Below are 24,006 nucleotides of genomic sequence, written 5' to 3'. Positions count from 1 at the left end.
AAGAAAGCCGGATGCGTAAAATCGCGGCTTAGTTGGCGTTCGGGAGGGGAGAAGGGTGTCATTCACCCGGTTCCGTGCATATGATGCTTAGGCGAAAACACAGCGGAGGGAGGGACTGCTAGTGAGCAGATCCAGAAAGAAGCTGCCGGTTAAGTCGAAGAAACGGCTTTATTTTGTGGATAACCCGAATATCAAGGAAATAAGTATATTGGATGACGGGGAAGAGCAGTCGTGGAAGGTCGATACGGTAAGTGTTGAAAAAGCAATAGCTCCGGCTGTCAAGACGGAAGCGGAAGAGGAGAAAGAGGCGCTGGCGCTGCACTCCTCGGCCGCCGCCGAGCCTGTGGAAATCCTTAACGAGCAGGCGGAGACGGTCTCCGAGACCATTCCGGAGACAGCTCCCGAGATCAAACCGGAGGAGGCTCCCGAGGCCAAGCCGGAGATTGAGCCTTTTGCCGTGAAGCTGGAGAAAGAGAAGCGGCAGGTGTATACCGACGATCTGTCGGACGGAGCGGTAACGGGACCGAAAATCGCTCCGCGCAGCATCGATGGTTCGAAGCTGAAGCCCGGCATCATCGGCGCTCCGTGGCTGCAGGACTATGCGGTCCAGTCCATTCATATCGCGGACAAGGCGATTACTTCGGTCAAGATCGCGCCGGAATCCGTGTCTGGCGTTCATCTGGCCGAGGGCAGCGTGTCCGGCGGCAAGCTGCTCGATCACTCCATCGGCGGCGAGAAGCTGAAGGAGGGCAGCATCGGCCCCGAGAAGCTGGCCGACCGGCTGATCGATGCCAGCAAGATCGCCGAGCGGTCGATTGAAAGCCGCCATTTAAGCGAGTGCATCATCACCACCGAGCTTCTGGAGGAAGGCGCCGTCACCGGAGACAAAATCCAGAGCGGTTCGATTGGCATCCGGCATCTGGCGAGCGGCCTGATTGACCGTTCCAAGCTGGCCGACGGCTCCGTCGGCGGAGATATCATCGAAGATGGATCGATCAACGGAGCGAAGATCGAGGATGGAGCCATTGGGGCTCACCATCTGGGAGAAGGCATTGTCGGAGCGAAGCATCTTGCGCCGGGAGCCATCGGCCCGGAGCAGTTCACCGGCCGGGTGATCGGCAGCGAACAGCTGCAGCTCGGCAGCATCGTCAGCAGCCATCTGGCCGAAGGCGCAGTCGGCGAGAGAGAGCTTGGCGCAGAGTCAGTACAGGGTTCGCATCTTGCGCCGGACAGCGTCTCCGAAGGGCACATCGCCAGTGGAGCCGTAACGGGCCGCCATCTGGCAGACCGGAGCATAACGTACACCAAGCTGGCTGAAGGCGCGATCGGTACGGCGCAGCTTGTGGAGCAGGCGGTCACTTCATCCAAGATTGCCGATCAGAGTATAATCGGGCACAAGCTTGCCGATGAGTCCGTGGGAACCCGGCATATCGCCAAATCGGCCGTGCGCAGTTCGCAGCTTGCGCCTCAGGCCGTAGGCTCCGCCCATATTCAGCCTGAAGCGGTGGGAGAAGAACAGCTTCGGGCCGGTACGGTAGGGGCGCCGCATCTCAAGGACGATTCGGTGCATTCCCGGCATCTGGCGGCCGGAGCTGTTACAGGCGGAGAGCTCGCCGGGGAAGCGGTGGGCACAGGACACCTGCGCGCCCAGAGCGTTACCGCCGCCAAGCTTGCGGACGGCAGCGTGGTTGCAAGCAAGCTGGCGCCTGGCGCGATTGGAGACTATGCTATCGCGCCAGGAGCGGTTAGCGGCGAGCATATTGCGTTGTGCGCGGTGGAAGAGAAGCATTTTGCCGATTCCAGCGTCAGCGCTCGCGTGCTCCAGGATGCTGCCGTGGATGGCGAGCATTTGGCCGCTGGAGCGGTAGACAGCCGGCATTTGCGGAAGAACAGCGTAGCGCCGGTTGCCATTCAGCCGGGATCGGTGTCGGGGGAGAAGCTGGCGGAAGGCGCGGTAAAAGATATCCACATTGCCGCCGAAGCGGTCCAGCCCCATCATCTGGCGGATCATGCGGTCACTTCGCTCAAGCTGTCGCCTGAAAGCGTGACGAGCGACAAGCTCAGCGACCTTGCGGTAACCTCCGCCAAGCTCGCGGACGGCAGCGTCACTTTCGCCAAGCTGGCCGAAGCCGCCGTTGAAGCCGAGCATCTGGCGAAGGGCGCGGTAGGGAAGGAAGCGATCGCCCCCGGCTCGATTTACTCGGAGCATTTGTCCCCCAGCATTATCGGCGGCGAGCATATCCGCTCCCTGTCTGTCGGAGTCAGCCATCTTCTGCCGGGCTCGATATCGTTCGTCCAGCTTCAGGACGGCAGCGTCACGGCCAGCAAGATTGGTGCAGGAGCTGTGCACTCCGACCATTTGGCTGCGGAATCCGTCGCCGGAGAGCATCTGGCGGACGGCTCTGTGGAAGGCCGCCATATTGCGGCGGGCGAAATTACACTTGAGCATCTGGCTGCGGAAGTGCGCTCGCAGGAGCTGCTGCCCGATGGATCGATTGGCGGCAGCAAGCTGGCGCCAAAGAGCATCGGCAGCGACAGACTGGCGACAGGGGCAGTAGGCGGAGGAGAGCTTCAGGACGAAGCGGTGGACGGCTCGAAGATCGCCTCCCTCTCCATCCAGTCCCGCCACCTGGAGGAAGAGAGCGTGCAGAGCCATCATCTTGCCGTGGAAGCCATCCAGCCTCATCATCTGGCGGAACATGCGGTCACCTCGCTCAAGCTGTCGCCCGAAAGCGTGACGAGCGACAAGCTCAGCGACCTCGCGGTAACTTCCGCCAAGCTCGCGGACGGCAGCGTCACTTCCGCCAAGCTGGCCGCATCCGCCATTCAGCCGAAGCATCTGGCGGCAGGCTCGGTAGGGAAAGATGCAATCGCGGCAGGCACGCTTCGCTCGGAGCATTTGTCTCCCGACGTGATCAGCGGCGAGCATATCCGCTCTCAGTCTGTCGGAGTGAGCCATCTCCAGCCGGATTCGGTCTCTTGGGTCCAGCTTCAGGACGGCAGCGTCACCGCCGGCAAGCTTGGGGCAGGAGCCGTCCACTCGGAGCATTTGGCCCCGGGGTCCATCACAGACGAACAGCTGGCCGAAGGCGCAGTACAAGGCCGCCATATTGAAGAGGGCGAAATCACGCTCCGGCATCTGGCTGAGGAGGTACGATCCCCGGAGCTGCTGCCCGACGGCTCGATTAACGGAAGCAAGATTGCGCCTGGCAGCATCGGGAGCGGCCTGCTGGCGGCAGGCGCGGTAGGCGGAGCAGAGCTTCAGGACGAAGCGGTGGACGGCTCGAAGATTGCTCCGTTCTCGATCCAGTCCCGTCATCTGGAGGAAGAGAGCGTACAAAGCTATCATCTGGCCCCATCTTCTGTCGGCAGCCAGCATCTGGAGCCATCGGCCGTTCAGCCGGGGCATCTGGCGGCAGGCGCGGTCGAAAGCCGTCATATTACGGCGGGCGGGGTGACGCTGGAACATTTGTCAGCCGAGGTGCGCTCCTCGGAGTTACTGCCTGACAACTCCATCACCGGAAGCAAGCTTGCGACGAGAAGCATCAGCGGTGACAGGCTGGAGGGAGGAGCGGTAGGCAGAGCGGAGCTTCATGACGAAGCGGTGGACGGCTCGAAGATCGCCTCCCATTCCATCCAGTCCCGTCATCTGGAGGAAGAGAGCGTACAGAGCACCCATCTGGCAGCCGAAGCGGTTCAGCCCCATCATCTGGCTGATCATTCGGTCACTTCGCTCAAGCTGGCGCCGGGAGGCGTGACAAGCGACAAGCTCGGCGACCTCGCGGTAACTTCCGCCAAGCTTCGGGACGGCAGCGTCACTTCCGCCAAGCTGGCCGAAGCGGCTGTTCAATCGAAGCATCTGGCGGCGGGCGCGGTAGGATCGGCAGCGATCGCGACGGGAGCGCTCCAGCCGGAGCATCTGTCCCACGGTATGATCGGCGGCGAGCATATCCGCTCCCAGTCCGTCGGCTCCGGACATCTTCTGCCGGACTCCGTCGCTTCCGTCCAGCTTCAGGACGGCAGCGTTACCGCCGGCAAGCTCGGGGAAGGAGCCGTCGGTTCCGGGCATTTAGCCGAGGAATCCGTTACCGGAGAGCATCTGGCAGACGGCTCGGTGGAAAGCCGCCATATTGCGGAGGGCGCAATTACACTGGAGCATCTGGCAGTGGAGGTACGCTCTTCGGACCTGCTGCCCGACGGCTCGATTACCGGAAGCAAGCTGGCGCCGAAGAGCATCGGCAGTGGCCTGCTGGCGGAAGGCGCCGTAGGGGGAGCTGAGCTTCAGGACGAAGCGGTGGACGGCTCGAAGATTGCACCGTTCTCCATCCATTCCCGTCATCTGGAGGAAGAGAGCGTACAGAGCTACCATCTGGCTCCCTCTTCGGTCGGAAGCGAGCATTTGGAGGCATCGTCCATCCAATCGGAACATTTGGCGGACGGCTCTGTGGAAAGCCGCCATATTGCGGCGGGCGGAATTACGCTTGAGCATCTGGCAGCTGAGGTTCGCTCTTCGGACCTGCTGCTTGAGGGTTCGATCACCGGAAGCAAGCTGGCGCCGAAGAGCGTCGGCAGTGGCCTGCTGGCAGAAGGCGCCGTAGGAGGAGCGGAGCTTCAGGATGAAGCGGTGGACGGCTCGAAGATCGCCCCGTTCTCCATCCACTCCTGCCATCTGGAAGAGGCGAGTGTGCAGAGCCATCATCTTGCCGCTGATACGGTTCAGCCCCATCATCTTGCGGATCATGCGGTTACCTCGCTTAAGCTGTCGCCTGAGAGCGTGACGAGCGACAAGCTTGGCGATTTAGCGGTAACGACCTCCAAGCTCGCGGACGGCAGCGTCGATTCCGCCAAGCTGTCCGTATCGGCTGTTGAGTCCGAGCATTTAGCGCCGGGCTCGGTAGGGAAGGAGGCCATCGCGCCGGGCGCGCTTCAGCCGGAGCATTTGTCCCCGGGCATTGTTGGCGGCGAGCACATCCGCTCCCAGTCCGTCGGCTCCGGTCATCTTCAGCCGGACTCGGTCTCGTCCGCCCAGCTTCAGGACGGCAGCGTCACCGCCGGCAAGCTTGGGCCAGGGAGTGTTCGTTCCGCGCATTTGGCTGCCGAAGCTGTCAAGGGAGAGCATCTGGCGGAAGGCTCGGTAGAAGGCCGCCATATTGCCGCTGGCGGGGTTACGCTTCAGCATCTGTCGGCCGAGGTACGCTCCTCGGAGCTGCTGCTCGACGGCTCGATTAACGCAAGCAAGCTTGCCCCGAAGAGTATCGGTAGTGACCTGCTGGCCGAAGGTGCGGTAGGGGGCGAGCAGCTTCAGGAAGAAGCGGTGGACGGTTCGAAGATTGCTCCGTTCTCCATCCAGTCTCACCATCTCGAGGAAGGCAGCGTGCAGAACTACCATCTGGCCGCCGAAGCAGTCCAGTTCAATCACCTCGCGGATCATGCGGTTACCTCGCAGAAGCTGTCATCTGGAAGTGTAACAAGCGACAAACTCGGCGGCAGCGCAGTAACGGCCGAGAAGCTCGCGGACGGCAGCGTCCATTCCGCCAAGCTGGCCGATGCAGCCGTTCAATCAGAGCATTTGGCAGATGGCTCGGTAGAAGGCCGCCATATAGCCGCAGGCGGGATTTCGCTTCAGCATCTGTCGGCCGAGGTACGCTCCTCAGAGCTGCTGCTCGACGGCTCGATTAACGCAAGCAAGCTTGCTCCGAAGAGTATCGGCAGTGACCTGCTGGCCGATGGTGTGGTAGGGGGCGAGCAGCTTCAGGAAGAAGCGGTGGACGGCTCGAAGATCGCTCCATTCTCCATTCAGTCTCACCATCTCGAGGAAGGCAGCGTTCAGAGCTACCATCTTGCCGCCGAAGCGGTTCAGCTCCATCACCTCGCGGATCATTCAGTTACCTCGCAGAAGCTGTCATCTGAGAGTGTAACAACCGACAAACTCGGCAGCAGCGCAGTAACGGCCGAGAAGCTCGCGGACGGCAGCGTCCATTCCGCCAAGCTGGCTGATGGAGCCGTTCAATCGGAGCATCTGGCGGAAGGCTCGGTAGAAGGCCGCCATATAGCCGCAGGCGGGATTACGCTTCAGCATCTTTCGGCCGAGGTGCGCTCCTCGGAGCTGCTGCCGGGTGGCTCGATTGACGGAAGCAAGCTGGCCCCGAAGAGTATCGGCAGTGACCTGCTGGCCGAAGGTGCGGTAGGGGGCGAGCAGCTTCAGGAAGAAGCGGTGGACGGCTCGAAGATCGCTCCGTTCTCCATTCAGTCTCACCATCTCGAGGAAGGCAGCGTGCAGAGCTACCATCTCGCCGCCGAAGCAGTCCAGCTCCATCACCTCGCTGATCAATCGGTTACCTCGCAGAAGCTGTCATCTGGAAGTGTAACAAGCGACAAACTCGGCGGCAGCGCAGTAACGGCCGAGAAGCTCGCGGACGGCAGCGTCCATTCCGCCAAACTGGCCGATGCAGCCGTTCAATCGGAGCATCTGGCAGACGGTTCGGTAGAAGGCCGCCATATAGCCGCAGGCGGGATTACGCTTCAGCATTTGTCGGCCGAGGTGCGCTCCTCGGAACTGCTGCCGGGTGGCTCGATTGATGGAAGCAAGCTTGCCCCGAAGAGCATCGGCAGTGACCTGCTGGCCGAAGGTGCGGTAGGGGGCGAGCAGCTTCAGGAAGAAGCGGTGAACGGCTCGAAGATCGCTCCGTTCTCCATTCAGTCTCACCATCTCGAGGAAGGCAGCGTGCAGAGCTACCATCTCGCCGCCGAAGCGGTCCAGCTCCACCACCTCGCGGATCAATCGGTTACCTCGCAGAAGCTGTCATCTGGAAGTGTAACAAGCGACAAACTCGGCGGCAGCGCAGTAACGGCCGAGAAGCTCGCGGACGGCAGCGTCCATTCCGCCAAACTGGCCGATGCAGCCGTTCAATCGGAGCATCTGGCAGACGGTTCAGTAGAAGGCCGCCATATAGCCGCAGGAGGGGTTACGCTTCAGCATCTGTCGGCCGAGGTACGCTCCTCGGAGCTGCTGCCGGGTGGCTCGATTGACGCAAGCAAGCTTGCCCCGAAGAGTATCGGCAGTGACCAACTGGCCGAAGGTGCGGTGGGGGGAGCGGAGCTTCAGAACGAAGCGGTGGACAGTTCGAAGATCGCTCCGTTCTCCATTCAGACCCGTCATCTGGCGGAAGAGAGCGTACAGAGCTATAACCTTGTGCCCTGCTCCGTCTATGGCGAACACCTGGCCGCATTGGCCGTTCAATCCGAACATTTGTCGGATGACTCGGTGAAAGGCCGCCATATTGCGGCGGGCGAGATTACGCTTCAGCATCTGTCCGAGGAGGTTCGTTCTCCGGAGCTGCTGCCGGGTGGCTCGATTGACGGAAGCAAGCTTGCACCAAGGAGCATCGGCAGTGACCAGCTGGCAGAAGGTGCGGTGGGGGGAGCGCAGCTTCAGGACGAAGCGGTGGACGGTTCGAAGATCGCTCCGTTCTCCATTCAGTCCCGCCATCTGGCGGAAGAGAGTGTGCAGAGCCAGCATCTTGCTCCATCCTCCATCGGGGGAGAACAACTGATGCGGGAAGCGGTGAGCCCCGAGCATCTGACCTTCAATCCGGTGCGGAGCGCGGGTAACCGGTCGACGCTTCAGCAGTTTGGAATGTCGGCGTTCTTGTTCGCCGCAGGCTCGGATACCGTAGATGTCACTGTGACCTTCGATGAGCCGTTCGGCCACACAGGCTATGTGATTGTCGCCATGACCAACCAGCCCTTCTTCTATGTTTCATTAAAAAGCAGGGGAAGCGCAGATGCCGTACTTCAGGTTGTTCGTCTGCGTGAAACTCAGCAATTCTACGGTGTCATTTCCTGGATTGCGATCGGCGCCCCTGCGGCGAAGCCCGCTCCTGAGGACCGGTTATACGATTAAGGTTACGGTATCAACTATAACTTCCGGATTATCGAAATCCGGTTTCCCAGTTGAAAAATAACGAAAAGCGCAGCCAAGAGACTGCGCTTTTTCTTTATAGATTTCACGCGTGTCCCCTTTCTCCCAGCCCGCTGCTGTTCATTCCGAATTGGCCGGAATATTGACAAACGTAGACGTTGGCCGTTCCAGGCGGCTATTGGTTACATACACTGTGATGAACCCCGCCCCGGGGGAATGCTTGCTAGGAGGATGATTGTGCATGAAGCGAATAATAAAGCGCTCCCGCCCCTCCCGGCGCAGTAATGTACGCCGTGCGGCCCGGACTCATAAAGCCGCATACTCCGGGAATCATCCCGAGCCAATCGTGTCCGTTATCATTCCGGCAATGAATGAAGCGGGCACGATTGCAGCGGCCATCAAGGAAGCAAGAAAAGTCGATTTGCGATGTGAAGTCATCGTTGTGGTTAACGGTTCCTCTGACGGCACCGCAGAGATTGCCGCGTCCTGCGGAGCGCGCGTGATATCCTACGCGGAGCCGCTGGGACACGATGTCGGCCGCAGCGTAGGGGCGGAGTCGGCGAAAGGTGATATTCTTTTGTTTACAGACGGCGATCTAGTCATTTCGGCTTCACAGCTTCGTCCTTTCAAGGCGGCTGTAAGCAGGGGAGCAGACATCGCTTTGAACGATTATTCCGGACCGGTTCACCGTTCCCGTCCCCATCCGGTTGTGCTCTCCAAGCATGCGCTCAATATTCTGCTGGGCCGTCCGGATCTGAAGGGCTGCTCGATGACGGCAGTTCCTCACGCGCTAAGCCGCAAGACTCTGGAAACGCTTGGCAGCGGGATATTGTCCTCTCCGCCGATGGCGCAGGCCATGGCTGTTCTGAAAGGCCTTAAAATAGAAGCAGCGTATAAGGTACCTGTCGGCCGAATGAACGTTATCCGCCCCAAGACGAACGGGACAGATCCCTTGCAGCAGATTATTGTCGCGGATCATCTCCGGGCGATTTCTCTGGTGCTGGAAAGCAGGGGCGAGAGAGCCGGATTCAGCGACGGGACTCGGCGGAGGGAAATGGTGAGGTGATAGACTCATGAGAATTGGAATTCATCCGAAGCCTGCCGGCAGGTCCAAGGCTTCCGCTTCAGGGCGGAAAAGCGTCTTGCAGGGCCCTGCAAAGCTGCAAAAGACTCGTATCCGAAAAGTCCTTAGCAGCGTTAGAACTCCAGGACCGGTGCGGCCCTCCGGCAGAACCACCGGACGAAGCTCCCGGAAGACGACATGGATTCGGCCGGCGCTGAACAGGAAGCTGTCGGTCATTATTAGCGCATGCAACGAGGAAACGACGCTGGGAGCGGTGCTGAAAGAAGCGGAACGGCTGAAGCCGGAGGAGATCATCGTCGTGCTGAACGGCTGCGTCGATAACAGCTTCCGGCGGGCGCGGAAGTCCGGCATGGCCACCATCGTCCACTGTCCGGAGGCGGCGGGTCATGATATAGGGCGGGCGATTGGCGCAAAGCTCAGCCGGGGCGATATCCTGCTGTTCCTTGATGGCGACATGGCCATCCCCGCTCCGGAGCTGTATCCTTTCGCTGCGGCCGTGGACCAGGGAGCGGATGTGGCGCTTAATAACCTGAATCCGCTGCTTCCGGTATTCGGAGAATGCGATGACGTGACCCGCTGCAAAATGTTTCTGAACACAGCGCTTGGCCGCGAGGATCTGGGTTCCGGTTCCATGACTGCCGTACCGCATGCGCTTTCCCGCAGAGCATTGGAGCTTATCGGCCCACAGACGCTGGCGGTGCCCCCCAAGGCCCAGGCGGCCGCCATTATGCAGAAGCTTTCCGTTAAGGCCGCGGGCACGGTCAATGTCATCAAGCGGAACCGGATTCGAAAAGGGAATACAGGCGCGGGTAACGGTGTGGAACAATTGATTATCGGCGATCATGCCGAGGCGCTTGCGGAAGGGTTCGCCCGCGGCGAGACAGGGCTGCTCTGGCGAGAGAGCGGGACGGACAGCCGCCGCTTGCTTGCGGCATGGAGGAACGGAATATGACGCGAACCAGTATTATTATTCCGACCTTTAACGGACTGAGGCTGCTCCGGAACTGCGTGGAGGCCATTCGCGGGCATACGGCGGAGCCTTACGAACTGATCGTTGTAGATAATGCCTCCAGCGACGGCACGGCGGATTACTGCCGCAGAGAAAAGATCGCCTTCATTTCCCTGCCCGCCAACGCCGGGTTCCCGGCCGCCTGCAATCACGGCCTTCAGCTGGCATCCGGGGACGAACTGCTGCTTCTCAACAATGATGTCATTGTTTCGAGGGGATGGCTCACCAATCTGAAGGCTGCCTTGTACAGCGCTCCACATATAGGCATTGTCGGTCCCGTGACCAATTATGCCAGCGGCAGGCAGCAGATTAGCACCGGTTATTCGGACATTGCCGGGTTCCATGCGGCGGCGGAGACGGCGAATATTTCCGATCCCTCCAAATGGAGCGAGACGACCCGACTGGTCGGCTTATGCTTTTTATTCAAAAGGGAAGTGTTCACAAAGGTAGGTCTGTTCGATGAAAGATTTTCGCCGGGGCATTTCGAGGACGACGATTATTGCATGCGCGCACGTCTTCAGGGCTACCGGCTGCTGATCGCCGGGGACTGCCTGGTGCATCATGAGGGAAGCGCCAGCTTCAAGGAGGTTTACCGTTCCGGCTGGAAAGAGCTGATTGAGCGCAATCGCGGACTGTATATGGACAAATGGGGGGTCGACCCCGGACAGTTTATTTGAAATCCCGGAAATGACAAGCTGCGCACTACATGTGAAGGAGGAATGGGCTTTGAAAGGAGTCATACTGGCAGGCGGTATGGGAACGAGGCTGTATCCGCTGACCCGGATGATGAACAAGCATTTGCTGCCGGTAGGCAAATATCCGATGATCTGTTACGGTCTCGACCGGCTGCGAAAGGCTGGCATCACCGACATTCTCCTTGTAATCAGCAGGCAATCTGCCGGAATGTATACCGATTTCCTGGGAAGCGGCGCCGAGTTCGGCGTGTCCCTGACCTATAAAATCCAGGAAGCCGCAGGCGGAATCGCCGAGGCGCTGGAGCTTGCCAAAGATTTTGTTTCCCCGGGAGAGAGGTTTGTCACGCTGCTTGGAGACAATTTATTCACGGAGGATCTTACACCTTATGTCAACAGTTATCTTAGGCAGCCGGAGGGAACCGCCAAAGTGCTGCTTAAACCGGTGGAGGATGCGCGACGGTACGGGGTACCTGTCTTCGACAGCACAGACTCGGCCTGGATTGCCCATATCGAAGAAAAACCGAAACAACCGAAGACGAGCTACTGCGTAACTGGGATTTATATGTACGACAAGGCCGTGTTTGATATCATCCGGCGGATTTCCCCTTCCCGGAGGGGAGAGCTTGAGATTACCGATGTAAACAACCTGTATGCGACTGACCGCAAGCTGAGCTACGATGTGCTCAAAGGATGGTGGAGCGATGCAGGCACCTTTGAATCCCTGCGCGAAGCGGGGGAGAAGCTGAAAGATGCGCTGCCGTAACGGCGGCGTTTTTTTAAGGATTAAAGAAAGCTTGAAAGGGCACCGATCGGTGCTTTTTTTATAATATAAAAATGTCCAAGCTGTCCGCTCTTCCTCTACATTCCAGGTATGCTGTGACGTTCCGTGGAGTTTTACATACTTTGTGATTGAAATCACTATCCCTCCATGTGGCCCATGCTACTCTGATGTTGAGAAGGGTTCTCAATAATATTGGGACTTGTCACCAAGCAGCCTGTAAGGGGAGCAGCCATATGAACAAAACGCTGAGTCTAAACGAGTCGATATTCGATCTGGTCAGCCGTGATCCCGAAGTGATGGACATTATGCTCGAACTGGGCTTTCGGGATATCGCCAAGCCGGGGATGCTGCAGACAGCCGGTCGAATCATGACATTGGCTAAAGGAATCAAGCTTAAAAAAATGGATATAGACACCGTCAAGCAGACATTTCTGCGTCACGGATTCATCATTCAGGAATAGAGGAGCGGATCAATATGAGCGAATTAATCAATAACCGGGAAGTCCATGCGTCGGAGCAGACCCATCGGCAGAACATGCTGAAAGAAATTATCAAGGAGCTGCATGCCGGAAAAAGCGTCGAGGAAGTAAAAGCCCGCTTTGAAGAAGCGGTCGGAGACGTGACGGTGGCGGAAATCTCTGCAATGGAGCATTCGCTGATGACGGAGGAGGGAATACCGGCCTCGGAAGTCCAGCGTCTGTGCTCCGTGCATACGGCCATCTTCAAGGGCTCGATTGAAGAGATTCACCGGCCGTCCGGGCCGGAGGAGCAGCCCGGTCATCCGGTGCATACGTTCAAGCTGGAGAACCGCGAGATTGAGAAGCTGGTCAATTTCCGGCTGGAGCTGCACAAGGATAAATTCCGCAAAAGCGATAATGAAACGATCATCTTCAAGCTGCTGGAGGATCTGGGCCTTCTGCTGGACATCGACAAACACTTCAGCCGCAAGGAGAATTTGCTGTTCCCTTATCTGGAGAAGTACGGAATTTACGGTCCGACCCAGGTGATGTGGGGCGTGGACGACGGCATCCGCGGCATGATCAAGGAGGCCAAGGCTCAGCTGTCCGGCTACACCGGAAACCGGGAGGAAGTGGTGTCGGCGCTTGAGCTTATCATCAAAGAAGTGAATGAGATGGTCTTTAAGGAAGAGAATATTTTGCTGCCGATGGCGCTGGACAAACTGACCGAGGACGAGTGGGTACGAATTGCCCGCGAAAGCGGCTCGATCGGCTTCTGCCTGGCCGCGCCGGAGAAAGAATGGGTGCCGGAGCGCAATCCCGAGCCCGGGAACGCCGAGGTGCCGGAAACGGCAGACACCGGAGCCCCGCAGGGCTTCATCCGCTTTGAGACCGGAATACTGTCTGTACAGCAGCTTGAACTGATTATGAATCATCTGCCGGTCGATCTGACATTCATCGATGAGAACGATGTGGTCCGTTATTTCTCCCACGGCAAAGAACGCATCTTCGCCCGCACCAAAGCCGTCATCGGCCGCACCGTGCAGAACTGCCACCCGCCGCAAAGCGTGCATGTCGTCGAGAAGCTGCTGGAGGATTTCAAGTCCGGCCGCAAGGACGCCGAGGATTTCTGGATTCAAATCAAGGACAAATTTATTTATATCCGATACTTTGCCGTCCGCGACGAAGCAGGGCGTTATTTGGGAACACTGGAGTTTACGCAAAACATCGCTCCGATTCGCGCCCTGGAAGGGCAGAAACGAATTTTATCCGAGTAGAAAAGAGTTTGAACCGCCCGCGAAAACGCCGGCGGTTTTTTTGTCTCCAAAAGTTCAGCATACTCACCCGCCCGGCAACCATTCCTTCAGTAATCCGCTTTACAGGCAAATCGGATGTAAAAATTTAGATATTCTAATCATGGCGTATAAGCTATAATTAAGGCGATTTTTTAACGGAGGTGCCTCAACATGTCAAGAAGCCGACAGCTCGAACAAACAACTATTATTCTGCTCAATAGAAAACCAAATGTAAACAAATCTCAACAGGAACGGCAGCGCGGGCTGGGCGGCTTGGCGGCAGCGGAGGATTAAATTCTCCACCCGAACGCTAGGCAAGAAAGGTCCGCCTGCCTGAAAGGCGGAACATATTGAATCGTTACTCAGCATCACAAGTGTATTTATTTATGAAGTTTATGACGGCTTTGGCCGGCAGTACTATTTTTACGACATACAGCGTCTACTATGTGGCGAAACTGGGATTTAATCCGCTGCAGCTTATGCTGATTGGAACGGTGCTGGAGCTGACCGTACTGGTGTTTGAGGGAATCACGGGGGTAGTTGCCGATACGTACAGCCGGAGGGTGTCGGTCATCCTTGGCATGTTTATTCTGGGCGGCGGCTTCACGCTGGAGGGCAGCGCGGTCTGGCTCGCGGGAGGCACGTCTCCGTTCTCCGCCTATGCCCTGGTGCTGGGCGCACAGCTGCTGTTCGGTCTTGGCTGGACGTTCATCAGCGGAGCGGATACGGCATGGATTGTCGACGAGGTGGGCGAAGAAGAAGCCGGAAGCCTGTTCATGCGTTCCAAGCGTCTCTCGCTGGCCGCTTCCCTGCTGGGCATCGGTATCAGCGTTGGGTTGTCGATGCTTATGCCGAATCTGCCGTATTTGGCCGGCGGAGCCATCTACTTCGCGGCGGGGTTGTATTTGCTGCGCTGCATGAGGGAGACGAAGTTTCAGCCCCGCAGCCGCGAACCGCAAGCTTCACATTTTCGGACGATGCGGAATACGTGGCTGGAAGGGGCAGCCGTGGTCCGCCGAAGCCCGTTGCTGATTACGATGGTCTTCGTAACGCTGCTCGGGGGCGCCTCCTCCGAAGGCTATGATCGTCTGTGGCAGGTGCATTTGATTAACGGCATCGGCTTTCCCGATCTCCCGCTGTCAATGGCGGCTTGGTTCGGCCTTATCAACGCGGCGTCAACCCTGCTGGGACTGATTGCAGTGCATTTTGCTGAGAGAAGAATCGATATGGGCAGCGAGCGGAAGCTGAATGCGGTTATGCTTCTGCTAATGGCTGTCCGCATTGCCTGCATCGCCGTGTTGGCGTTGTCGCCGTCATTTGGCCTCGCGGCCTCCGCCGTGCTTGTCATCGGCATGGCTGCTTCGGTAGCCGAGCCGGTGTACGCCTCCTGGCTGAACCGGAATCTGGAGAGCGGGAGCCGGGCGACCGTCCTGTCGATGGTGAGCCAGTCCGACGCGCTCGGCCAGACGGCCGGAGGGCCGGTGGTTGGCTGGATCGGCAGCCGGTTCTCGATCCGGGCGTCTTTGCTGGCGTCAAGCATACTGCTGCTGCCCCTTTTGGCCGTATTCGGCCGGGGGACGCGCAGACCGGTGGAAAGCAAGCTCATTATGCAATACAAAGTGGACGAATAGGGGGAATAACGATGAAGCTGACGGAAATGCCGGGCACGGATTTGACGTTTAAGCCTTTGGCGCTGGGGACGGCCGAGTTCGGCAGCGCCGTATCCGAAGAAGAATCCTTCCGGATCATCGACCGATTTGTGGCCGCTGGCGGCACCTGGATTGACACGGCCAGAGTGTATGCCGATTGGCTGCCGGGAGGCCACGGAAAAAGCGAACATACGGTAGGGAAATGGCTAAAGAAAAGCGGGATAAGGAATCAGGTTCTCATCTCTACGAAGGGCGGGCACCCGAGATTGGAGACCATGAAGGTGTCCAGACTGTCCGAGGCCGAAATCCGGTCGGATGCGGAGGAAAGCCTGCTCTGTCTTGGTGTGGATACCATTGATATGTACTGGCTGCACCGTGATGACGAAAGCATACCGGTTATGGAGCTTCTCGGCCCGCTTAATCGTCTGGTCAAGGAAGGCAAAATCCGATACTTCGGCTGCTCCAACTGGCGGCCTCACCGGATTCGGGAAGCGGCGGAGGCCGCAGCGGCCCACGGTGTGCAAGCTTTCTCGGCCAGTCAAATCCAGTGGAGCCTGGCAGATATCAATGATGGTTCCATTGAGGATACGACGACCGTCGAACTGGAAAAGGAAGCCTACGAGCTTCATCAACAGACGGGACTCGGACTGTTCGCCTTTACTCCGCAGGCCAAGGGATTCTTTCAGAAGCTGCATGCCGGTGGCCCAGATACGCTCAAGGACACGGTAAGAAGAATGTTCTATAACGAGACAAATCTTGCACGTATGAGACGGGTGGAGGAGCTGGCCGGTCAATTAAAGGTTTCCGTCTCGTCGATTGTGCTCGGCTATCTGATCAACCAGCCCTTTACGGTAATCCCCGTAGTCGGCGCCAGCTCCCTCGCTCAGATTGAGGATGCTCTTCCGAGCCTTGAGGTTAAATTAACTCCGTCACAGGTCAATTATCTGGAGCGGGGCTAAATCTGTTCAATAAAAAGCGTGTGCCTCCGGTTTGGGAGATGCACGCTTTTTTTTCTATCGGTTCTGCGAGTCCCGGGACCCGGTTATATGCTATCCGCCGACTCCTTCCCCGTAACCCTCCGGGCCACCGCCGCATATGTTGTAGCAGGGCGCTTAAGCAAAGGAGACATGATATGCAAAATCAGATTACCAATATTCTTCAGCACATGGCCCATTCGCATGAACAGATGGCGCGCATTCTGGACGCCGAGCGTCATGTGGCTGTCCGTGTGGCGCAAATCATCCATGATCTGCCGGATGCGGAGCCCGACTTTGGAGGAACCTCCGGCATCATCGAGAGCGCAGGCCAGGTGAACAAGAATATTATCTCCTACCTGAACGCATTCGCGGATCTTCAGGAGGCGATAGCTGAGCAGGTGGGCAGGGTCATTAAGGAACTGAACGGCCAGGAAGAAGAGTAGCGGGAGGCGGATGATGAGCAGAGAAGAGGCCTATCTGAAAATGCTTGAATCCACCGCGGCCATCCAGTGGAACATCTCGATGATTCTGGAAGCCAAGGCGGTGGAGGCGGAAAAGGTAAAAGAGTGGACGCATCACCACATTCATCCCCGTGCGTTCGAAACGCACGAAGACCAGCTCAAAGAATCGCTAACCATTCATGAAACGATTGTGGAGCTGCTCGAGGGGATGACCAAGCTGGAGAACGGATTAGTCAGCAATTTGAAAGCCGTTCTGGACACCGGGGAAGAGGAGGAAAGCGGAGGCGGTTTAGGAGGTTTAGGCGGTCTGACCGATGGCGGATTCAGTTTCGGGGAAGACGAGAAATGAGCGGGCTGCAGCTCTCGGAACGCGCCGTCAAGCTGGAAATGATCCGCTCCATCGCCCGCAGCCAGGCAGCGCTGGCCGCGATTCTGGAGAGCATTGCCGAAGTGACCGGCCATTCGGAGCATGCAGCCCGAAAGCTGAGCGAGAATGTCAGATTGCTCAGCGAATACCAGAGCGCCATGTGCCGGATGATGTCCGGAATTTCACTGAACCGGCACAAGGAAGGGATTCCCTCCAAGCCTTGGCTGGCTTCGGCTTGCTCTTTGGGGAATCGCCGCGCTCATGATGCACGGAAGGAGTGACAGGAGATGAAGAAAGCAAGCAGCAAGCCGTCCAGAACGGGAAGAACGGCCCGCAGACGCAAGGTCCTGCTGTCGCGGAGAACAAAGATCCGCAGAATCGGCAAGGGAGCTTCGTTAAAGGGACGGAAGAAACGGGCAGTCCGCCCTCTTCGTTCCCGGCTTCGGAAAAGAGGCGCCAGACTGGTCAAAAAGAAACGGCTCCGCCGGAAGGACACTCTGCCGGCAGCGGCGCTGCAGCTCGTTCCCGCAGAAGCCCAGGCCCCGACTGAACAGGTAGTCGTGCCGCTGCCCGCCGAACCGGGCGTCCCGCCGGAAACGCCCCCGCCTGATGCCTATCAGCAGGGCTATAATGAAGCTTATGATGTCGGATTCGACACCGGGTTCGCCAAGGGTTTTGAGGATGGGCACAAGCTGGAGTTCAGCTAAAAGCCTTGTGGCGGCAAAGGATTCCTTTGCCGCCGCGCGGTCACTCCTGAGGGGAACTATTAAGATTTCAATTTTGCCCGTCATCTGTGGTAGACTGTCCTAGGCGGAAGTCTTGAGCATTTAACACACAGACGAAAAAGGCGGGGATGTCAGGAGTATGGAGAGCGACATCAGACAAGGAAGAGTGGCAGAGCTGGAACAGATTATGGTTTTGATTGCCGAGTGCGTGCGCGTGATGCGGGAGGGCGGCAGCGACCAGTGGGACGAGACTTACCCGAATGCGGAGGTCATTACAGGGGATCTTGAGCGGGGGACGCTGTATGTTTGCGAAGACAACGGAGCGGTTGCCGGCATTATGGTACTGGATGAAATTCAGGCGGAGCCGTACCGGGCGGTTGATTGGGTGCAAAAGGAAGGTCCCAATCTGGTGATGCATCGTCTGGCGGTTCATCCACAGGTTCAAGGCAAAGGGATTGCGCGCAGATTGATCTCGTTTGCCGAGAATTTTGCCGCGGATCAAGGGTACAAAAGCATTCGAATGGATACATACGCCAAAAACGACAGGGCGCTTGAGCTGTACCGCCGTCTCGGATACGATATCAGAGGACAATTCCGCCTGCCCGGCAAAACATCTCATTTTCCGGTGCTGGAAAAGATTCTGGTTCGGCCCGATTAAGTCTTTTTTTTTGGCCTGCAGCATTAAAAAACAGCTCTTAAAATTCTCTATGAAAGCACTTACATAGAAAATGGGCGAAAAACCTATCTTTTTTTTGAAAGCGTAAGCATTTCGCATTTAATCTCTATTTTTGCAGGAATACCGTGGAAAACGAAGCTATAATCCGTAATATGAAGTTTTAAAATTTAAAATAAGTAGGCTATAATATAGACATCACCAGAAGAACTGGAGGAAAAAAAGAGCCGGATGGATAACGCTCTGAAGCGAATGTTCTTATCAATCAGCGGCCAAACCTTTTTCCTTACAGAAGCGGAAGGTGATGATCCCAAAATCCTTATATTATATAAGGAAGGGAGAGAGCTCCGATGGGCTAGGCAAACGGTGCATACCCTATTTAAGCGAAGCTGGGAGACGGTAATTAATACCGATTTCAGTACACTTAAAAGGTATGTTATCGGAAATTCAAGCGAACCATTGAAGAAGGAAGAAGCTGTTTCAGAACAAGACTAGCGGTCTTGTGAGAAAGGAGCGGGATTCCATTGGAAAAGGTTAGCGAAGCGTACAATTAACGATAATCGCATATAAGGAAAACGGAAGTGACAACGTTTTTCGCGAGAATCGTGTACGCGGGAACCGAACACCCATATGCTGGACATGGATCTTTCGGTGAAGTACTTCGGGAAGAAAACCGGGGTATGAAAAGGTAAGGAAAATTTGAAAACAATCTGACGATTGTCCAAAGCGGCTAAATACCGAATGGAAATCGGGCAACATGGAATCATCGAAAAATGTTTACCATGTCGACGGTATGGATTGTTGCAGGAGGAAATGAATTAAATTGCATAGCCAAGAGGAGACTTAAAACCCCGTTGCCTTCATAAAAGGTTAACGGGGTTTTAGGTGTTTTATTTGGCTGGGCCGAGAATTAGTCGCGTGCGGATTCCTTCAGCTGCAGCCAGACGGCCGCCATATCCAGATCTCCCTTGCCGTTTTGCGTCGCATCCGCGTACGTTTTTCCTGCGGCTTCGGCAAGCGGAAGATTAAGGCCCGCGCGGCGCGCTTCATCCGTGAGCAGCCCCAAATCTTTGGCGACGAGGCTGATCATGAAGGCCGAAGGGTATTCGTCCTTTACATACATCTCTTTCTTGCCCTCGAACAGCTTCGTGGATACGGCCGATTCGCTGATCATCCGGAGCACCAGCTCACGGTCAAGCCCGGACTTCTCCGCGAACAGCAGCGCCTCGCCTACGCCCTGCGCGGTTACGCCGAGCAGCAGATTGATCGCCAGCTTGGCGTAGCTGCCCGCTCCGACGTCCCCGAAATGAATGACCGCCTTTCCCAGTTTGTCCAGATAAGGACGGCATGCTTCCAACGCATCGCGGTCCCCGCCTGCAAGGATGACCAGCTGCGCTTGCACCGCAGGACCGACCGAGCCGGACACGGGCGCATCAACATAAATTCCTCTGGCTTCACCGGTAAGCCGGGCGAATTCCTTGGCTTCCTCCGGGCCGATCGTGCTCATGTTCACTATGTAAGCATTTGGCTTGAGGTGCGCCAGAATCCCTTCTTCCCCGGCAAGCACATCCTTCACCGCATCTCCCTTGGTCAGCATCAGGAAGATGAAATCTGCTCCCTCGGCGGCCTCGGCCAGCGTCCGGCGGATGACCGCCCCATCCTTGCCGAGCGGCTGCGCTCTTTCCGCAGTCCGGTTATAGACATGCAGGCCGATGCCCGCTTTGATCAAATTGCGGGCCATTGGCAGTCCCATATGCCCTGTTCCAATCCATGCAATTTTTGTCAATGATATACACTCCTTTTCAAGGACATCATTGTTATTTTAAACCTAATGCGCCGGGGTGAATAGTCGATTTTATAGCATCTCTGTGTCGGTTATATTTGATATGTAAACTTTGTTCACTTCTATTGACAAATATTCTGTCCTTGAATTAAGATGAAGATAAATTAATACAAATTTGATCTTTTTCGTATATCCTTAATAATCGGATTAAGGGTCTCTACCGGAAACCGTAAATTTCTGGCTACGAAAATATGCCCCGGCATGTTTTTGTGGCCTTTTTTTGCTTTTTCAATTTCATTTAGGGGGAGAAATTATGGGCGGCATTCTGATAAAAAATGCAGAAATAATCACGATGAACAAGCAGGAGGAAATTCTGCGCGGCGACATCCGGATCAAGGACGACCTGATTGCGGAAATCGGCAGCGGCCTTGTGCCGCTTCCGGAAGAAACGGTGATCGACGCCACGGGGCGGACCGTCATTCCGGGCTTTGTGCAGACGCATATCCACTTGTGCCAGACGCTCTTTCGGGGCAAGGCGGACGACCTGGAGCTGATGGATTGGCTGCGCAAGCGCATCTGGCCGCTCGAAGCGGCGCATGACGGGGAGTCGCTCTACTACTCCGCCATGCTTGGCATCGGGGAGCTGATCTCCAGCGGAACGACAACGATTGTCGATATGGAGACGGTGCATCACACGGATTACGCGTTCCAGGCGATTGCGAAGAGCGGCATTCGCGCCCTCTCCGGCAAGGTCATGATGGACCAGAAAGGCGGGGATATCCCCGAGGCGCTGCAGGAGGACACGGCCGCTTCGCTTCAGGAGAGCGTGGATCTGCTGGAAAAATGGAACGGCTATGACGGCGGGCGTATCCGTTACGCTTTTTCCCCGAGGTTCGTCGTTTCCTGTACTGAGCCGCTGCTGAAGGAAGTGCGCGATTTGTCCGCCCGTTACGGGGCCAAGGTGCATACCCACGCCTCCGAGAACCAGGGCGAGATTGAGATCGTGCAGGCGATGACCGGCATGCGAAATATCGTCTACCTGGATCATATCGGCCTTGCGAACGAGCGGCTGATTCTGGCCCACTGCATCTGGCTGGATGAGGAAGAGCGGCGTATTTTGCGGGAACGGGGCGTGCATGTCAGCCATTGTCCGGGCTCCAACCTGAAGCTCTCGTCCGGCATCGCCGACACGACTGGGCTGATCCACGAGCATGTCTCGGTAAGCCTTGGCGCGGACGGCGCTCCCTGTAACAACAACCTCGATATGTTCAATGAAATGCGCCTGGCGGCGCTGATCCAGAAGCCGATTCACGGCCCGACGGCGATGGACGCCAAATCCGTATTCCGGATGGCGACGATCGGAGGAGCGAAAGCGGTGGGGATGGAGAATGAAATCGGCAGCATCGAGGTCGGCAAAAAGGCGGATCTGGCGATCCTGAACCTGTACAATTTCCACACGTTCCCGTCCTTTGACGTGGACCCGATCTCCCGGATCGTGTATTCCGCTACGCGCGCGGATGTGGAGAGCACGATCGTTAACGGCAAAATCCTGATGGACCGGGGCATTCTGAAGACGGTAGATAAAGATACGGTGCTGCGCGAATCGGACCAGTCGATTAAACGGCTGCTGGCCCGCACGACGCTGGGGTAATGGGGTTATTTTGAGTTTACTGAACCATAGTTCCGGAATTAATAAATGACGCCATATAAAAAGCCATGTATCAATACCAAGACCAGTAATGAGGGCTGTTAGCAGACCCAATAATTCTGGTCTTTGTCTTTTTAGTAATGAGTTACATCCGACCTTATCATAACTGCGCAGCAGATAATTCTTTTATCATTAATATATGCGGAATTCCATCTTCCATAAATATACTTGATGAAGTTTGATAGCCAAGTTTTTTATAAAAACCTTCTGCTTGGGTTTGACCATGTAATTTTACCCGGGACACTCCTTTTTCTTCCGCGATTTCTTCTAGCGCTTCAATAATTACTCTTCCAAGACCAAATTTACGGTAAGACTCTAAGATACAGATTCTCTCAAATTTGCCTGAGCCATCAACCCATCTTATTCGTCCAGTTCCGACAGGTTGTTCATTATAATAGACCAAAATATGTTCAGAAAGCTCATTAAGGGTGTCGAATTCATCAAACTCATCGTCTAAGGGTACACCTTGCTCTTTAACGGCATTCCGAGAGAAGTCCCCTTCCTCTACAGGTAGGGGATGAATATCGGCCAGGTAACAACTCTGGAAAATTATTGATCTATATTAGCCCCATTTGATATAATCAGTCTTAGTTAGAGATAAGGCTGGTGTATCAATGAAATTAGACTCGAATAATCACTCGGTATTCTCCCTGAATTACCATCTCATCCTCTGCATTAAATACCGCAAAAAAGTGCTTACTGGCGAGATTTCCGAGTATGCAAAGGCCATTTTTGAACGGATTGGAGAGAACTATCGTATTACGCTGAGCGAGTGGAATCATGATAACGATCACATCCATGTTCTGTTCAAGGCGCACCCCAATACCGAACTATCCAAATTTATCAATGCCTACAAGAGTGCCAGCTCTCGCCTCATCAAAAAAGGCTTTCCCGAAGTCAAAACGAAGCTGTGGAAAGAGTACTTTTGGTCGCAAAGCTTCTGCCTAACTACTGTGGGCGGTGCACCTTTGGACGTACTGAAGGCATACATCGAGAATCAAGGGAAGGAGGCGAGAACCAGATGATCCGATGTGTCAAAACTGCGTTTCACACCTCCAAAACGGATCTGGAACATTTGTTTACTTGTAACCGGATTTCAGCGGAAGTTTGGAATCAGTGTCTATCGGCGGCCAAAGACTATGCCCTACTGCACGATGGGAAATGGATCGGAAAAACCGAACTTCAAGCGGCGCTGAAAAATCAGTTCCCTCTACATTCCCAGTCGGTACAGGCGGTTTGCCATAAATATCTTTTTGCCAGAGACAGTGCAAAACAAGCCAGAAAGCAGGGCCTGCGCACCAAATACCCTTACAAGAAGAAGAAGCACTTCAACACGAAATGGGTGGATCAAGCATTCAAAATTGAGGGCAATACGATCTACTTAAGTCTGGGTATTCAAAACGGCAAACGGCAGCAGCCGATAAAAATCACTATCCCGCGTCTACCGGAAGCCGATATCAAGGAAATCGAGCTGGTATATGACCGGAAACTAATGATATCCATGAGCTATGATGATGGACAAGCGGTAGCGGACAATCATGGCAGCCAAATCGCGGGCATTGACCTAGGTGAAATCCATTCCATCACGGCAACGACCACCGAAAACAAGTCGATCATCATCACCGGAAGAAAGGTAAGAAGTATTCACAGGCTGAGAAACAAGAAGCTGGCTGAGATCCAGAAGCTCATGAGCAAATGCCAAAAAGGCAGCCGGCAATGGAAAAAATACAACCGGGCTAAAAGATACATACTTAGCAAAAGCGAGCGCCAACTGAATGACGCCATCCACAAAACCACAAGACAATTCGTAGCGTGGTGCACGGAAAATGAAGTCAATGTGGCGGTTGTCGGCCAAGTCGACGGCGTGCAGCGTAACACGAAAAAGAAGAAGAGAAGGACCGTGACCCAAAAGCTGTCCAACTGGAGTTTCGGCAAGATCCAGAAGCAGCTCGGATACAAACTCGAATCTCAGGGAATCACGATAAAAACGATAAATGAAAGCTACACCAGCCAACAATGTCCTTGTTGCGGGAGAAGAAAAAAAACGTCCACCCGAAATTACAACTGTTCCTGCGGTTATACCGAACACCGGGATGTGCACGGGAGTAAAGGGATATTATCCAAGTATCTTTATGGAGATATCCGTTATTTGGGCGAAACAAAAGAAATCAAGTATCTACGAATCGCGTGAGTGCGAGAAGTAGTAGAAGGTGAGTTCCCACCCACTTGTACAAGTGTTGCTTACTGAGCCTTGCCGTTAGATTTCCGCATTCAGCGAAAGCAGATAGCCAACCTATGTGCTTATCGAAAGTAACGGCAGGGGCTGGTAAGAAACCTCTGCTTCTAAACGAAGTGTAAGCAGGGGAGGTTCATCGAATACTTTCTTTTCTTATTTCAAAAGCTTTGTTTAAATCGTTATC

The 24,006-nt window shown here is 55.7% G+C and carries 19 protein-coding genes, 2 pseudogenes and 1 riboswitch; of the genes and pseudogenes, 18 read left to right on the top strand and 3 right to left on the bottom strand.

Annotation, left to right across the window (positions count from 1 at the left end; genetic code table 11):
• Positions 1-121 precede the first annotated feature (121 nt).
• The 15 genes from G5B47_RS14930 to G5B47_RS14865 all read left to right on the top strand — a co-directional run bounded on the left by G5B47_RS14930 (position 122) and on the right by G5B47_RS14865 (position 18,080).
• Positions 122-7,903, top strand: coding sequence for a WIAG-tail domain (locus tag G5B47_RS14930; RefSeq protein WP_165099499.1), 7,782 nt, complete (start codon positions 122-124; stop codon positions 7,901-7,903).
• Positions 7,904-8,162: 259 nt separating this feature from the next.
• Positions 8,163-8,987 (top strand): glycosyltransferase family 2 protein, encoded by an 825-nt coding sequence (locus G5B47_RS14925; RefSeq protein WP_165099496.1) that lies wholly within the window; start codon positions 8,163-8,165, stop codon positions 8,985-8,987.
• A 7-nt stretch (positions 8,988-8,994) separates the two neighbouring features.
• A complete protein-coding gene (locus G5B47_RS14920) occupies positions 8,995-9,957 on the top strand; it encodes a glycosyltransferase family 2 protein (protein ID WP_165099494.1) in 963 nt (320 codons plus the stop codon).
• Positions 9,954-10,691: a glycosyltransferase family 2 protein gene (locus G5B47_RS14915; protein WP_165099492.1), complete on the top strand. Its 738-nt coding sequence runs from the start codon at positions 9,954-9,956 to the stop codon at positions 10,689-10,691. Before G5B47_RS14920 ends, G5B47_RS14915 begins: the two co-directional genes overlap by 4 nt.
• A 49-nt stretch (positions 10,692-10,740) precedes the next feature.
• A complete protein-coding gene (locus tag G5B47_RS14910; RefSeq protein WP_165099489.1) occupies positions 10,741-11,472 on the top strand; it encodes a sugar phosphate nucleotidyltransferase in 732 nt (243 codons plus the stop codon).
• A 251-nt stretch (positions 11,473-11,723) separates the two neighbouring features.
• Positions 11,724-11,951 carry a DUF1858 domain-containing protein gene (locus G5B47_RS14905; protein ID WP_165099486.1) on the top strand — a complete coding sequence of 76 codons (228 nt, stop codon included), beginning with the start codon at positions 11,724-11,726 and terminating at the stop codon, positions 11,949-11,951.
• Between the two features lie 14 nt (positions 11,952-11,965).
• Positions 11,966-13,225: a DUF438 domain-containing protein gene (locus G5B47_RS14900; RefSeq protein WP_165099484.1), complete on the top strand. Its 1,260-nt coding sequence runs from the start codon at positions 11,966-11,968 to the stop codon at positions 13,223-13,225.
• Between the two features lie 189 nt (positions 13,226-13,414).
• A complete protein-coding gene (locus tag G5B47_RS25920) occupies positions 13,415-13,537 on the top strand; it encodes a hypothetical protein (RefSeq protein ID WP_268958501.1) in 123 nt (40 codons plus the stop codon).
• 92 nt (positions 13,538-13,629) lie between these two features.
• Positions 13,630-14,874 (top strand): MFS transporter, encoded by a 1,245-nt coding sequence (locus G5B47_RS14895; protein WP_165099482.1) that lies wholly within the window; start codon positions 13,630-13,632, stop codon positions 14,872-14,874.
• Positions 14,875-14,885: 11 nt separating this feature from the next.
• Positions 14,886-15,851, top strand: a complete 966-nt coding sequence (locus tag G5B47_RS14890) for an aldo/keto reductase (RefSeq protein ID WP_165099480.1) — start codon at positions 14,886-14,888, stop codon at positions 15,849-15,851.
• A 173-nt stretch (positions 15,852-16,024) separates the two neighbouring features.
• Positions 16,025-16,312, top strand: coding sequence for a protein kinase family protein (locus tag G5B47_RS14885; RefSeq protein ID WP_025336183.1), 288 nt, complete (start codon positions 16,025-16,027; stop codon positions 16,310-16,312).
• A 13-nt stretch (positions 16,313-16,325) separates the two neighbouring features.
• A complete protein-coding gene (locus G5B47_RS14880) occupies positions 16,326-16,679 on the top strand; it encodes a restriction endonuclease subunit S (RefSeq protein ID WP_165099477.1) in 354 nt (117 codons plus the stop codon).
• Positions 16,676-16,978, top strand: coding sequence for a hypothetical protein (locus G5B47_RS14875; protein ID WP_165099474.1), 303 nt, complete (start codon positions 16,676-16,678; stop codon positions 16,976-16,978). The genes G5B47_RS14880 and G5B47_RS14875 overlap by 4 nt, the downstream gene beginning before the upstream one ends.
• Positions 16,979-16,984: 6 nt before the next feature.
• Positions 16,985-17,404 carry a FliH/SctL family protein gene (locus G5B47_RS14870; RefSeq protein WP_165099471.1) on the top strand — a complete coding sequence of 140 codons (420 nt, stop codon included), beginning with the start codon at positions 16,985-16,987 and terminating at the stop codon, positions 17,402-17,404.
• Positions 17,405-17,561: 157 nt separating this feature from the next.
• Positions 17,562-18,080 carry a GNAT family N-acetyltransferase gene (locus G5B47_RS14865; RefSeq protein ID WP_165099469.1) on the top strand — a complete coding sequence of 173 codons (519 nt, stop codon included), beginning with the start codon at positions 17,562-17,564 and terminating at the stop codon, positions 18,078-18,080.
• A 925-nt stretch (positions 18,081-19,005) separates the two neighbouring features.
• Here G5B47_RS14865 and G5B47_RS14860 read toward each other — a convergent pair.
• Positions 19,006-19,881: an NAD(P)-dependent oxidoreductase gene (locus tag G5B47_RS14860; RefSeq protein ID WP_165099467.1), complete on the bottom strand. Its 876-nt coding sequence runs from the start codon at positions 19,879-19,881 to the stop codon at positions 19,006-19,008.
• Between the two features lie 162 nt (positions 19,882-20,043).
• A riboswitch (purine riboswitch) is annotated at positions 20,044-20,142 on the top strand.
• 49 nt (positions 20,143-20,191) lie between these two features.
• Between G5B47_RS14860 and G5B47_RS14855 the strand changes: the two genes are divergently transcribed.
• Positions 20,192-21,529 carry a 5'-deoxyadenosine deaminase gene (locus tag G5B47_RS14855; protein WP_165099464.1) on the top strand — a complete coding sequence of 446 codons (1,338 nt, stop codon included), beginning with the start codon at positions 20,192-20,194 and terminating at the stop codon, positions 21,527-21,529.
• 12 nt (positions 21,530-21,541) lie between these two features.
• On the opposite strand, the pseudogene G5B47_RS25625 reads toward G5B47_RS14855, so the two are convergent.
• Positions 21,542-21,676 (bottom strand): annotated as a pseudogene (locus tag G5B47_RS25625) (YitT family protein); the annotation flags it as partial.
• A 10-nt stretch (positions 21,677-21,686) separates the two neighbouring features.
• Positions 21,687-22,064: pseudogene (locus G5B47_RS14850) on the bottom strand (GNAT family N-acetyltransferase); the annotation flags it as partial.
• 136 nt (positions 22,065-22,200) lie between these two features.
• Between G5B47_RS14850 and tnpA the strand changes: the two are divergent.
• Both tnpA and G5B47_RS14840 read left to right on the top strand, forming a co-directional pair.
• On the top strand, positions 22,201-22,611 hold the full coding sequence (tnpA, locus tag G5B47_RS14845) for an IS200/IS605 family transposase (RefSeq protein WP_165099462.1): 411 nt from the start codon (positions 22,201-22,203) through the stop codon (positions 22,609-22,611).
• On the top strand, positions 22,608-23,777 hold the full coding sequence (locus G5B47_RS14840; RefSeq protein WP_165099459.1) for an RNA-guided endonuclease InsQ/TnpB family protein: 1,170 nt from the start codon (positions 22,608-22,610) through the stop codon (positions 23,775-23,777). The genes tnpA and G5B47_RS14840 overlap by 4 nt, the downstream gene beginning before the upstream one ends.
• Positions 23,778-24,006 lie beyond the last annotated feature (229 nt).

This window comes from Paenibacillus apii, assembly GCF_011043685.1.
GTDB lineage: Bacteria > Bacillota > Bacilli > Paenibacillales > Paenibacillaceae > Paenibacillus_AQ > Paenibacillus_AQ sabinae.
The sequence above is the reverse complement of the archived record's forward strand: the minus strand, read 5'-3'. Positions and strand labels throughout refer to the sequence as shown.